Raw genomic sequence first — 12283 nt, forward strand, 5'->3', positions numbered from 1 at the left:
TTATTCATCCTCGTCTGTAGCAAATAATTGTGTTGCTTTAACTGCTTTCTTCCATCCCTTGTATAACTTTTCTTTTCTTGATTCATTCATACTTGATTTGAAGAGCTTACCAGTCGCATTTAATTCTTTCAGAGAATCTAAATCTTCCCAATAACCTACCGCCAATCCTGCTAGGAAGGCTGCACCGAGAGCTGTTGTTTCTAAATTTTTTGCTCTAGCAATATCGATTCCGAGAATATCAGCTTGGAACTGCATTAGTAAATCATTCATTGCAGCACCCCCATCAACACGAAGTTGAGGAATATCAATACCAGATTCATCTTGCATAGTATCAATAACATCACGGACTTGATAGGCAATAGATTGCAGTGTTGCCTTGACAAAGTCCTCTTTTGTGGTACCACGTGTCAAGCCAAAGACCGAACCACGTGCATTGGAATCCCAATATGGTGCACCGAGCCCAGTAAATGCTGGAACTACATAAATCTCATCATCACTTTTTGATAATTTGGCTAATTCTTCTGACTCAGGTGAGGTTTCAATCATACGTAATCCATCACGTAACCATTGAATTGCACTTCCCGCAATAAAGATTGAACCTTCCAATGCATAATAAACTTTACCATTAATACCGTAACCAATTGTTGTTAAGAGATTATTTTCAGATAATTGCATCTCTTCACCGGTATTCATAATAATGAAAGAACCAGTTCCGTATGTGTTTTTAACCATCCCTGGTTCAAATGCTAATTGTCCAAATAAAGCAGCTTGCTGATCCCCAGCCATACCCGAAATTGGTATTTCTCCACCATAAAAATGGAAAGGAGCTGTTTTCCCATATATTTCTGAATTTGATTTAACTTCTGGCAACATTGCTTTAGGAATATTTAAAATAGAAAGAATCTCATCATCCCACGATAAATCTTTGATATTATAAAGCATAGTACGAGCTGCATTAGAATAATCTGTTACATGAACCGCACCGTCAGTTAATTTCCAAACCAACCAAGTGTCAATAGTACCAAATAATAGTTCACCTTTTTCAGCACGTTCTTGCGCCCCGGGTACATGGTCTAGAATCCATCTAATCTTTGTTGCTGAAAAGTACGCATCGATGACCAAACCTGTTTTTTCATGAATTAAGTCAATATGACCATCTTGTTTTAATTGATCTGCGATTGGCGCTGTTTGTCGAGATTGCCAAACAATAGCATTGTAAATCGGAAGTCCTGTTGCCTTGTCCCAAACAACTGTTGTTTCACGTTGATTGGTAATTCCGATTGCTTCAATTTGTCCAGGTTTGATACTTGATTCAATAAAAGCACCTGCAATAACAGATTGAACAGAATTCCAAATTTGGTTAGCATTGTGTTCTACCCATCCTGCTTGTGGAAAGATTTGAGGAAACTCTTTTTGGCTACTAGCAATTTTCTCGCCTTTTTTGTTGAAAATAATAGCTCTTGAGCTAGTAGTTCCCTGGTCGATGGCCATAATGTACTTTTCTTCTGTCATGAAATTTAACCTCCAAAGTAAGCGTTTTCTTTTTGATGATTCTATTATAACTGAATTTTATATAAAAGTATTATCAAAATATTAATAAAGATGGAAAATTCGTGATAAAAAGTTCGAAAATGTTATCAGAATGCTCATTTTGTTGAAATTAGCATATCACAATCAAAAGCAATTTCTTTTGGTTATCATATTTGCTAGATATAGTTGTCATTAATAATATTCATTAATCGTCATAATGTTAAACTTCTCTGACTTTTCACAAAACTTAAAATTACCTTGGCTCCAGTCTAGGACAAATTCACCTGATGAAAGTAAATAAGCGAAGACAAGTTACCTTGTCTTCACTTTTTATTTCTGCCTATAAGGATTAATTATTCATTAATAGCTTCTTTTGAATGGTCAATAATCTTGCCTGAATAAATATCAATGCTATAACTGTACTCATCCTTACCATTTTCAAATTCGACTTCATAGACTATTTTATCATCGTCTTTATCTTATTGACAGTTACATTTTTTGAGTCTACGTCTTTAACTTTAGCCTCATCAAATACAATCTTTTTAGCCTTCTTCTCTGAAATTTCTTTTTGACTGGTTTGCTTAGGCTGTTCATTTCCATTAGCACTTTTTGAATTGGTACTTTGACAAGCACCTATACTTAAGAGTGATAAGGAAGTCATTGCTAGGAGTATATATTTTTTTCTCACCATACGATACCTTCGTTCTCTTATTTATTTCAATATACTAAAATATTAATCATTAATCTAAGAAAAGCATTAGAGATTAGGGGCTATTAAAAATAAAAAACTAGGATTTAACCTAGTTTCTCTAATGTTATGACTCAGGATTATCTAATGAGCGACCATGGAGTCCTTTCTCCCGTTGAACCTGTTTTAATTTTTCAGGAGTTACATCATTGCCTTCTTCATCAACCACTTTGATACCTTCAATGTGGTGACGGACTGAACGACGGTATCCTTCGATATATTCTTGTCTAAGTTCTGCCTGTTCGACTTTTTCTGGACCAGTTAAGCCTTCTATTTTTTTCTTTCTGGCTAACTCATTGATGCGTTCGATTTTTTTAGGATCCATCAACATTACCTTCCTTCTACTATTTTGTATTGAGTTTATTAAAGCTTGCGACACTCTTGGCTTTCTCAACCAAACTTACTAATAAGGCTAGACGATTGGCTTTAAGTTGAGCATTATCTGACATAACCATTGTGCTATCAAAGAAGTTTACAATATAGTCATTTAAGGCAAACAATTGATTAATTTTCTCACTAGCATTGCCATGTAGATCTAGTGAATTCACGGCTTGATATAATGCTTTTTCTTGATCATTTTCAAATAGCGATGAATCAACGACAACTTGCTCTTCAGCTTTTTCAGCCAGGTTAAAGGCACGAGACAAGTTTTCAACAGCTGATTTATATGTAGAACCCTTAGAAGCTTCAACTAGTGCTTGAGCTGTTTCGAGCATTTGTGGAACTTGGAAGATAGTGCTTGCGAGGACGGCTTCTTTGATGTCTTTTGGAATGGCTGCGCCCATCATCTTTTCAATCCGTGCAGAGATAAAATCCATGACTTGACTTTGATTGTCATAGCTTAAGCTGTCAAATGGAAGATTGTAGCAATTAGCAATTAATTGGTCTAATGGAATATTCCAGTGAAAAGCATCAAGGATACGAACAATCCCTTGTGTCGCACGGCGAAGAGCATATGGGTCGTTTGATCCACTTGGAATAAGTCCAACTGAGAAGAATGATAAAAGTGTATCTAATTTATCAGCTAAGGCAAGGACAGCACCTGCTTTGCTTTCAGGTAGTTCACCTTCAGCTGAATTTGGTAAGTAGTGTTCACGGATAGCTTGCGCAACCTCTGGGTTTTCACCAGCAAGTAGGGCATACTTTTCACCCATTAAACCTTGTAACTCATCAAACTCACCAACCATACCAGTTAATAAGTCAAACTTATAAATTTGACTAGCACGAGCAAGTACTTGACTATCTTGACTTGACAAATCTAATTCTTGGGCAAGGGAGTCTGCAATCACACCTGTCCGCTTCATATGATCTCTCAATGAACCAATTTTTTCATGGAATGTCACTTGATCAAGTTTATTAACCAAATCTTCAATCTGTAATTTTTGGTCCTCACGCCAGAAAAATTCACCATCTTCTAGACGAGCAACAAGTACTTTTTCATTTCCTTTAATGACATTCTCAATATGTTGGTCATTACCATTTCTGACTGAAATAAAGTTTGGTAATAACTTACCAAATTGATCACGGACTACAAAGTACCGTTGATGGTTTTTCATTGAAGTGACAAGTACTTCTTCTGGAACTTCTAAGTATTTTGAATCGAAGCTTCCCATAAATGCAGTTGGAAACTCAACCAAATTTAGTACTTCATTCAATAAATCTTCATCAATATCAACTTTGACATTAAATTTAATTTCTAATTCATGAATTTGGTGAACAATCATTTCTTGACGTTCTCTAGCATCAGCAATGACATATACACGCGCAAGATCTTGTTCATAAGAATTTGCTGAGGCAATGGTTGTTTCTTCTCCTAAGAAGCGGTGACCACGTGATACACGGCCAGATGAAATATCTAAAAAGTTCATATCAAGAGCTTGATCATCCAATAATACAGTTAATGTATGTACCGGACGAATATACTCAAAACTATTTGAAGCCCAGTGCATTGATACAGGGAATGATAAACTTGCTAGTACTTGCGGAATTCCCTGTAAAACTTCTTCTGTAGCTTTTCCTTCTTCATGCTTTGTCACATATACATATTCTTCGCCCTTAATTTCACAGAACTCAATGTCATCTGTAGTTAGACCTTTTCCACGAACAAACCCTTGGGCAGCTTTTGAATAATCACCTTCAGCATCCAAAGCAATTTTCTTTGAAGGTCCTTTGAAATCTTCTGTCAAGTCTGACTGTTTATCAGCAAGACCGGTTACTCGTACAGCTAATCGTCGAGGAGTAGAAAATGTTTGAATAGTTTCAAATGTTAATCTGTTTTCTGTTAAGAAAGCAGCCATTTTTTCACCAAATTGTTTTTCACTTGAACTAACAACATACGCTGGCAGTTCTTCTAATCCTAATTCTACTAATAAATTTTTTGTCATTATTCTGCCTCCTCTTTAAGCAAGTCAGCACGACTCGCTTCATCCAATAATGGGAAACCTAATTTCTTACGTTCAGCAACAAATGTTTTAGCAACAATACGAGCTAAGTTCCTGATTCTTGCAATGTAACCTGCACGTTCAGTAACTGAAACGGCACCGCGAGCATCAAGTAAGTTAAAAGTATGAGAACATTTCAACACATAATCATAAGCTGGGTGAACTAGTCCTTCTTCAAGGGCACGTCCTGCTTCTTTCTCAAATTTTTCAAAGTTTTCTAAAAGCATTGCTTGATCAGAAATTTCAAAGGAATATTTTGAGTGTTCATATTCAGGTTGCAAGAAAATTTCGCCATATTTTACACCTGGTGCCCACTCAATATCATAAACTGAATCAACCTCTTGAATATAAGAAGCTAATCTTTCTAAACCATATGTTACTTCTGAAGTCACAGGACTAGTTGCCAATCCACCAACTTGTTGAAAGTATGTAAATTGTGTAATTTCCATCCCATCTAACCAAACTTCCCAGCCAAGTCCTGCTGAACCGGTTGAAGGATTTTCCCAGTTATCTTCAACAAAACGAATGTCATGTTCAAGAGGATTAATACCAAGTTTTTCAAGTGATTCTAAATAGAGCTCTTGAATGTTTGATGGTGAAGGTTTCATAACAACTTGGAATTGATGATGTTGATAAAGTCTATTTGGGTTTTCACCATAACGACCATCTGCTGGACGCCGACTTGGTTCAACATAGGCAGCATTCCAGGGTTCAGGACCAATTGCACGAAGGAATGTATATGGACTCATTGTCCCAGCCCCTTTTTCATTATCATATGCTTGCATCAGCATACAACCTTTGTCATTCCAATATTGTTGCAAGGTTAAAATAATCTCTTGAAAGGTTAGTTTGTTACTCATTTTTGCCTGCTTTCTAATGTGTCTCACTAACAGATAATACTATATCAACAACTATAGTCTATCTCATTAAAGGAAATTTTGGTATCAGAAAAGGATGCAACCACACCAACTCCTATACCATTACTGGTATAGGGGCGTTGATACGCGGTTCCACCCTAGTTTTTCACTTCATTAATTTGTTTAATTGTAATAGAAAGTGCCATCAAATTATCATATTCATCTAGCTTCCACCACCTCTAGACTCGCTTAAGAAACCTTAATAATTTACTTCTTTCTTGTAAATCATTGTAGCATAATTCCGTTTGCTTGTCTATTGCTACTAGAGTCCAGCTGAGAATTATTTGCTAATGTAGCCGTTCGGTTTAATGACTTCGTCAATCAATCTATTTTCTTCGATTATCCTAATTGTTAGAGCAATGGTATAGAATGGAAACAGTAGCATGGCAGTGATTTGGGCATGACAAAGTAAGACAAGCCCAATCAGTTCCGGACAAATATTTAAAAAATAATTTGGATGCTTAATATAACGGAATAACCAGTGATCGACAAATTTGTGATTTGAAACTATCATTAGTTTTACTGTCCAAATACCAGATAAGAGTTGTGTAACCTTGTACAAGACAAATATGGAAAATGTTATTAGGACCATTCCAATTATCCCCTGATTGTCTAGCTTAATCATTTTTAAATAGGCTTCTAAGCTAGCAAAAAAATAAATCATTACATTATATGTAGCAAAGTAATAAATTGTGAATTCTTGATCCCAAATTCTCTTCCACCTGCTGCCTTAATAGCTTTTTCATTAGCAATCGATATTTTCAAAAAATATAATCTGATTACAAATAAGCAAAGAACAATAAACAATACCACTTTTCAAAACTCCTTTAAGTCATCATTACTTTGACGAGTATATTAAAAAGTTAGCAACTAAGTCAAATCAATAATAAAAAGCCCAGTTAAAAAACTGAACTTTTTGATTTAGTCTTACTTAAAAATCTTTTGTATCAGGATCAGGAATTTCAGTCATTCCATCAAGATTTTTAATTGTTTCAGCATCTTCTTCACTTAATTCAATATCAAAGAAATCCATATTTTCTTTAATTCGATCTTCATGAACTGATTTTGGAAGTGGTAAAAATCCTTGGTAAACTGACCATGCAAGAGCTAATTGCGCTACTGTTTTACCATATTTTTCTGCTAAGGCTTGCATTTCCTCATTTGTAAAAATGTCACCTTGTCCTAGTGGACCCCATGCTTCAAGGATAATATTATGTTCTTTACAATAATCAACTACTTCAGTTTGATAACATCCTGGTGCTAAGCGAATTTGGTTAACAGCGGGGGCAATTTTAGCGGTCTCAGCTAAAGCTTCTAAATGATGAACTAAGAAGTTACTGACGCCTATGGTTTTTACTAAGCCAGCATCAACAGCTTCTTCCATATATGACCATGCTTGGGCATTAGCTTCTTTCCAATTATCACGGTATGCTTTAGGATTAGGCCAGTGAACCAAGTATAAATCGACGTAATCCAGTCCTAGACGTTCAAGTGAAGCAGCTAAGGCTTCTTTAGCTTTATCATAAGAATGTGAGTCATTCCAAAGTTTAGTAGTAACAAATAATTCTTCACGAGGGATACCACTATCTTTAATTGCTTTACCGACACTAACCTCGTTTTTATAAACAGCAGCTGTATCAATATGACGATAGCCAGCTTTGATAGCAGCCAAAGTTGATTGGTAAGCTTCTTCACCATCTGCTGCTTTAAAGGTTCCAAATCCTAATATTGGGATTTCCAAACCATTGTTCATTTTTAAAGTTTTAACCATAGAATAGCCTCCTTATTTTAGAAATATTGTATCATAATTTTAATAATAACTCCTCAAAAAAACTGAGTCGTCGACTCAGTTTTTATGCTTGATATACCTTTTTTCCATCTAAAAAGGTAGCTTTTAATTCTAATTCTTGATCTAAAACGATAAAGTCAGCCGCATATCCTTCTTTAATCTGACCACAGACATGGTCGATTCCGACGGATTTAGCTGGTACATAAGAAGACATGTGAATAGCTTGTTCCGCATTTGCAATGCCCCATTCAACTACGTTTTTGATACCATCTTTCAATTTAAGAATAGATCCAGCTAAACTGCCATTATCTTTCAAACGAGCTGTTCCGTTTTCAACGATAACTGGAAATTCGCCGAGCATGTAATCTCCATCTGCTGCACCACCTGCTCGCATACAGTCGGTAATCATAGCAACTTTTTCGTAGCCTTTTTGTTGCATTAGAATATCACAGGCAACTGGATTAACATGGTGCCCATCACAAATTAGTTCAGCAAAGGTTCCTTCAATATTATACATCGCTCCAACCATTCCTGGTTCACGATGGTTTAAACCACGCATACCATTATAGGCATGGACCCAGACACTAGCACCTGCCTGAACCGCTGCTTGTGCTTCTTTGTAGGTTGCATTTGAGTGTCCTAGTGCAACTGTGACACCTTCTTTGGTAACTGTTGAAACAAACTCTTCAACTCCTTCACGTTCAGGAGCAAGAGCAATTTTCTTAATTAATCCATTTGCAGCTTCTTGCCATTGTGCAAATTCTTCTAATCTTGGATTTTTCATATAAATTGGGTTTTGTGCCCCTTTATATTCTTCTGTAAAATAAGGTCCTTCAAAGTATATCCCTTGAATCTTAGCACCTTTTACAGAGTCCGCTACAGAAGCAATTGTTTCGGAAACCTTTTTCAACTGTTCGAAATCAGAAGTTAAGGTTGTCGGCAAGAATGATGTCACTCCTGTCGATAATAATCCCTCACTCATTTTATGGATACCTTCGGCAGAATTATCCATCACATCTGCTCCAGCAAAACCATGAATATGGGTATCAACTAACCCTGGAGCAATTTGATATCCTGTATAATCAAGAATTTCTACCGATGAATCAACAGATTCATGCCATTGTCCAAATTTCTCATCTGTAATTTCTAAATAACCTTTATCTTTTCTATGATCTGAGTAGTAAAAACAATCTGCTTTAATATAGCTTGTCATCGTAAGTCCTCCCTTTTTCTACATTATACGCCTATTCTAAAAATTTGTAAATGGTATATACCGATTCAAATGTTAATTTTTATTATTAATAAGCATCTTTAATAATTCTTACTTTTCTTGTATAATAGAGCTTGTCAGTATTCAAAGAAGTATTAGGAGATAAGTATGAAACAGGAAAAAACAGAACGGCTCTTTCTCGTTCTAAGCGTAATCACCTTGATTCTTGCGGGTGGAATTTATTTTATTTTTGGTGACATGGCTAATGTTAACTCAAGTGAAAATGCAGTGCAACCTACCCATAAAGTCGTCAGCAAAAATAATAACCTTTCAGAAGCTGTTGACCTCATAGCTAACGCCGAGAAAAATCCAAGTAAGGATGCTATTGAAAAGGCACAGAAGAAACTAGACAAGCTCAAAAACACAGATACAAAAAAACAACTTCAAAAAAAATTAGACCAAATCAAGAGTGATTTTGAGACCTATGAAAAAGCTCAAAAAGCTGTTGAAGAAACTAAAAATAATCCGACAACTGAAAATAAAGATTTAGCTCAAGCAGCAATTGATAAAGTTAATGATGAAAAGAAAAAAGCTGATTTACAAAGCCAATTAGATGCCATTGTCATTATAGATACCACTGTGATTGAATCTGATTCAAATCCCAGTGTACCTGCTACTGATACTACAGTAGACGCGGGTCAAGCTCCAGCCGAGAGTTATATTCCTCAAGCACCAGCTTCCACACCAATTGTACCCACAACACCCGCACCTGAAACAAGTGCACCTGCTACTGATACAACAAATGGAACAGGTACTGATGGAACAACAGGAACTTCCGGTCAATAGTTAAAAAAAGCTGACTCAATCAATTGAGTCAGCTTTTTTGTTAGGCTTTTTCATATCCAAGGAGAATACCTTCTTCTTCAGCATAGAAACTGCACAAACCAGATGTTTCAGCTACTTCCATTGTTGCTGTAGGGTATTTCTCTTTAAGATTCTCTAAAATTTGTTGACAGATCTTCTCATTTTTACGATGACAAATAAATGTTTTGCCACCTTCATAGCCAGCTTTTTTCATTTCATCAACTATTGATAAAACAGCTTTCTTCTGACCACGGGCTTTCTGTAGTAATTCTAGCCTTCCTTCCTCACTGGCACAACCTACCATGCGGATGTTCATTAAACCAATGACTTTTCCTAAAAGTTTACTAACACGACCATTTTTAACTAGATTATCTACTTTTGCTAAGGCAAAGACTAAGCCCGTCTTGTTTTGATAAGCTGTGATTTCTTCAACCACTTGTTCAAATGAAAGTCCTTGAGAAATTAATCTTTCCAGTTCTAAAACGATTAAATCCATTTCTCCACCAGCAGACAAAGAGTCAATTACGTGGATATTAAGATTTGGATTCTCTTCCAATAACATTTCTTTACCGAGACGAGCACTGTTATTACTTCCTGATAAAGTACCAGTGATGGTAATCGCAATGACATTATCTGCTCCTTTAAAGGCCTGCATAAAAGCGTCTGGGCTTGGGCAACTAGATGTAGCGGCTTCGGAAGTAGCATACATCTTAGTCATCATATCATCTACGTCGAGAGCAAAATCATCTGTAAAAACTTCTTGCCCAATTCTAATTGTTAAAGGCACGCGCTCAAATTCTATTTGATTATCACTGTTTTTTAAGGCTAATAAATCACAGCCTGAGTCAGCTACAATTTTCCAAGTCATATTTTTTCCTCTTTCGTTCTGATATGCTTTTAATCTATTGACATTTTAAAGCTTTTCACCTAAAATTATATCATCATTAGCCTATTAATAGCTAGTAAAAATAGTCCGATGTCACAGTTGAAAGGAAAGTGTAATGACCGATAAAATAATCGCTAAAAATTCCTTAAATAATTTAATGAAATTTAATAAAGAAACTCGGCAATTAACCAGGGAATCCCTAGAAACTGCCCTATTAAATCTTCTCAATCAAAAATCAATTGCTCAGATTTCAATTTCTGAACTTGTATCCAAGGCCGGAGTGTCGAGAAATGCATTTTATCGCAATTTTTCATCGAAAGAAGAAATTTTAGAAAGCTATTTATCTGGTGTATTGCGTCGTATTTTTAAAGGAATTAAGTCATTTGATTTAAATACACAGGCCAGTCAAGCTTGGCTTTACCTTTTTACTGAAGCAAAAAAAGAAGAAACACTTTTTAAAGCTATTTTCAAACAGCATATGCAACAATTGCTAACACAGATGGTTACAAAACGATTAAAAGCCTATCAACGTTGGAAAAAGGCTAAACAATCCCATTATTCACGACTCTTTTGGAGTAATGCCATTGTCTCTGTTTTATCGACTTGGATAAAAGATGGTATGAAGACGCCAGCTGAAGAAATGGCTAAAATGGGCTTACCTCTTTTACCATAAGAAAACCAGTTCAGAACTGACTCATTATGATGAGTTCTAATTCTGACTGGTCTTTTTTTATTTCAATAAGGCATACTTATCAATCGCTTCTGCCACCCCTGCTTGGTCACAATGACTGGTAATATGATTTGCTAGGACTTTGATTGATTCACTGGCGTTGCCCATTGCTACGCCTGTACCTGCAAAGGTCAGCATCTCTATATCATTTGGCGCGTCTCCGATGGCCATCACTTCTTCAGCAGAGCAATTCAAATCATCAGCCAAAGCCTTAAGAGCATAGGCCTTTGTGACGTCTTTAGGCATAACTTCAAGAATATAGTCTTGACTGCGGACAACACTGAAATCCTCCACAAGCTGCGAGCGAACTGCTTTTTCAAACTGATCCAAAATTTCTGATGGTCCCATATACATGGCTTGGAAAATGATTTCTGGCTTTTCTTCTAATGATGAAGTGGCAGTTGCTTTCACCTTAGTAAAAACTAATTCTCCGTCCATAGCAACTAAATCTGGAACATCGTCACCTAGAACATAATAATTTTCTTCCGTTGTCAACGTTAAGTGAACTTCTGGATAAGCACTACTTAATTTTTCAAGTTTTTTGACATCGTCAATCGTTAATTCATGATGATGAATTAAGTTCCACTCCAAACTGGTATAAGTGCTACAGCCATTATTTAATATCAGAAACTCATCTTCAGATAAGCACAGCTGATCGAAGTAAGGTTTTGTTCCACTTTTCGGACGTCCAGTACATAGAACTATCTTAGTGCCATTAGCAGTCGCTTCCTGAATCGCTCTAATATTTTCTTGCGGAATTTCTTTCTTACTATTTAATAAAGTTCCATCCAAATCGATGGCAATTAGTTTGATCATTTTTCTAACTCACTTTCCTAATAGGTAACTCATTTTTCACATACAATTAAGTCTACCTTTTAAGTGTAACATTTTTAAAAAATCAGTCAAACAACTATCTATAATTTTCAATCATATCTAAAAAGGAACCTCAACATGAGGTTCCTTTTTTTAATTCTTTTCAATGGTAAATTTGGTGCCTTTCAATGCACGTTTTAAGGCAAAGCTAAGGGTTTTTCCTGTTACTTGGGCAGTGCCTTTTTCCAAATCGACCGAAACTGCTTCAACACCTCTGACTGCTGAAAGTTTTTCAGTAACTGTATCTACACAGCCCTGACATTTCATTCCTGTAATTTTATATGATTTTTCCATT

The 12283-nt window shown here is 35.9% G+C and carries 13 protein-coding genes and 1 pseudogene; 2 read left to right on the forward strand and 12 right to left on the reverse strand.

Translation table 11 applies throughout. The features are described 5' to 3' along the window. The 9 genes and pseudogenes from glpK to nagA form a co-directional block, all read right to left on the reverse strand. Positions 1 to 1512 (reverse strand): glycerol kinase GlpK, encoded by a 1512-nt coding sequence (glpK, locus tag SPB_RS05725; protein WP_003105149.1) that lies wholly within the window; start codon positions 1510 to 1512, stop codon positions 1 to 3. 371 nt (positions 1513 to 1883) lie between these two features. After that, positions 1884 to 1991 (reverse strand): PepSY domain-containing protein, encoded by a 108-nt coding sequence (locus tag SPB_RS11655; RefSeq protein ID WP_080610139.1) that lies wholly within the window; start codon positions 1989 to 1991, stop codon positions 1884 to 1886. Next, on the reverse strand, positions 1988 to 2221 hold the full coding sequence (locus SPB_RS05730; protein ID WP_003104067.1) for a hypothetical protein: 234 nt from the start codon (positions 2219 to 2221) through the stop codon (positions 1988 to 1990). The genes SPB_RS11655 and SPB_RS05730 overlap by 4 nt, the downstream gene beginning before the upstream one ends. 124 nt (positions 2222 to 2345) lie before the next feature. After that, positions 2346 to 2603 carry a DUF896 family protein gene (locus SPB_RS05735; RefSeq protein WP_003107525.1) on the reverse strand — a complete coding sequence of 86 codons (258 nt, stop codon included), beginning with the start codon at positions 2601 to 2603 and terminating at the stop codon, positions 2346 to 2348. A gap of 19 nt (positions 2604 to 2622) precedes the next feature. After that, positions 2623 to 4662: a glycine--tRNA ligase subunit beta gene (glyS, locus tag SPB_RS05740; protein ID WP_003104980.1), complete on the reverse strand. Its 2040-nt coding sequence runs from the start codon at positions 4660 to 4662 to the stop codon at positions 2623 to 2625. Then, on the reverse strand, positions 4662 to 5579 hold the full coding sequence (gene glyQ / locus SPB_RS05745) for a glycine--tRNA ligase subunit alpha (RefSeq protein WP_003103911.1): 918 nt from the start codon (positions 5577 to 5579) through the stop codon (positions 4662 to 4664). The genes glyS and glyQ overlap by 1 nt, the downstream gene beginning before the upstream one ends. A gap of 337 nt (positions 5580 to 5916) precedes the next feature. Then, positions 5917 to 6449, reverse strand: a pseudogene (locus SPB_RS05750) (isoprenylcysteine carboxylmethyltransferase family protein). A gap of 118 nt (positions 6450 to 6567) precedes the next feature. Then, positions 6568 to 7407, reverse strand: coding sequence for an aldo/keto reductase (locus SPB_RS05755; protein WP_003105450.1), 840 nt, complete (start codon positions 7405 to 7407; stop codon positions 6568 to 6570). A gap of 82 nt (positions 7408 to 7489) precedes the next feature. After that, positions 7490 to 8638: an N-acetylglucosamine-6-phosphate deacetylase gene (gene nagA / locus SPB_RS05760; RefSeq protein ID WP_003102835.1), complete on the reverse strand. Its 1149-nt coding sequence runs from the start codon at positions 8636 to 8638 to the stop codon at positions 7490 to 7492. A gap of 165 nt (positions 8639 to 8803) precedes the next feature. On the opposite strand from nagA, the gene SPB_RS05765 reads away from it, so the two are divergent. Beyond that, complete coding sequence (locus SPB_RS05765) at positions 8804 to 9481, forward strand: hypothetical protein (RefSeq protein ID WP_003103802.1); 678 nt, start codon at positions 8804 to 8806, stop codon at positions 9479 to 9481. Positions 9482 to 9521: 40 nt separating this feature from the next. On the opposite strand, the gene SPB_RS05770 is transcribed toward SPB_RS05765, so the two are convergent. Further along, positions 9522 to 10367 carry a DegV family protein gene (locus SPB_RS05770; protein WP_003105082.1) on the reverse strand — a complete coding sequence of 282 codons (846 nt, stop codon included), beginning with the start codon at positions 10365 to 10367 and terminating at the stop codon, positions 9522 to 9524. A 133-nt stretch (positions 10368 to 10500) separates the two neighbouring features. On the opposite strand from SPB_RS05770, the gene SPB_RS05775 reads away from it, so the two are divergent. Further along, the gene (locus tag SPB_RS05775) at positions 10501 to 11058 is read left to right on the forward strand and encodes a TetR/AcrR family transcriptional regulator (protein ID WP_003105828.1); all 558 of its coding nucleotides are present in this window, start codon (positions 10501 to 10503) and stop codon (positions 11056 to 11058) included. Between the two features lie 57 nt (positions 11059 to 11115). Here the strand turns inward: SPB_RS05775 and SPB_RS05780 are convergent, their stop codons facing one another. Beyond that, positions 11116 to 11931: a Cof-type HAD-IIB family hydrolase gene (locus tag SPB_RS05780; RefSeq protein ID WP_003104113.1), complete on the reverse strand. Its 816-nt coding sequence runs from the start codon at positions 11929 to 11931 to the stop codon at positions 11116 to 11118. Between the two features lie 150 nt (positions 11932 to 12081). Further along, positions 12082 to 12282, reverse strand: a complete 201-nt coding sequence (locus SPB_RS05785; protein ID WP_003104952.1) for a heavy-metal-associated domain-containing protein — start codon at positions 12280 to 12282, stop codon at positions 12082 to 12084. Position 12283 lies beyond the last annotated feature (1 nt).

Origin of the sequence: Streptococcus parauberis NCFD 2020, assembly GCF_000187935.1 — a bacterium.
Lineage (GTDB): Bacteria > Bacillota > Bacilli > Lactobacillales > Streptococcaceae > Streptococcus > Streptococcus parauberis.

Excerpts from the sequence above, each read along its gene's own strand:
- glpK (WP_003105149.1), bottom strand. The coding sequence starts at position 1,512 with ATGACAGAAGAAAAGTACATTATGGCCATCGACCAGGGAACTACTAGC.
- SPB_RS05730 (WP_003104067.1), bottom strand. The coding sequence starts at position 2,221 with ATGGTGAGAAAAAAATATATACTCCTAGCAATGACTTCCTTATCACTC.
- SPB_RS05735 (WP_003107525.1), bottom strand. The coding sequence starts at position 2,603 with ATGGATCCTAAAAAAATCGAACGCATCAATGAGTTAGCCAGAAAGAAA.
- glyS (WP_003104980.1), bottom strand. The coding sequence starts at position 4,662 with ATGACAAAAAATTTATTAGTAGAATTAGGATTAGAAGAACTGCCAGCG.
- glyQ (WP_003103911.1), bottom strand. The coding sequence starts at position 5,579 with ATGAGTAACAAACTAACCTTTCAAGAGATTATTTTAACCTTGCAACAA.
- SPB_RS05755 (WP_003105450.1), bottom strand. The coding sequence starts at position 7,407 with ATGGTTAAAACTTTAAAAATGAACAATGGTTTGGAAATCCCAATATTA.
- nagA (WP_003102835.1), bottom strand. The coding sequence starts at position 8,638 with ATGACAAGCTATATTAAAGCAGATTGTTTTTACTACTCAGATCATAGA.
- SPB_RS05765 (WP_003103802.1), top strand. The coding sequence starts at position 8,804 with ATGAAACAGGAAAAAACAGAACGGCTCTTTCTCGTTCTAAGCGTAATC.
- SPB_RS05770 (WP_003105082.1), bottom strand. The coding sequence starts at position 10,367 with ATGACTTGGAAAATTGTAGCTGACTCAGGCTGTGATTTATTAGCCTTA.
- SPB_RS05775 (WP_003105828.1), top strand. The coding sequence starts at position 10,501 with ATGACCGATAAAATAATCGCTAAAAATTCCTTAAATAATTTAATGAAA.
- SPB_RS05780 (WP_003104113.1), bottom strand. The coding sequence starts at position 11,931 with ATGATCAAACTAATTGCCATCGATTTGGATGGAACTTTATTAAATAGT.
- SPB_RS05785 (WP_003104952.1), bottom strand. The coding sequence starts at position 12,282 with ATGGAAAAATCATATAAAATTACAGGAATGAAATGTCAGGGCTGTGTA.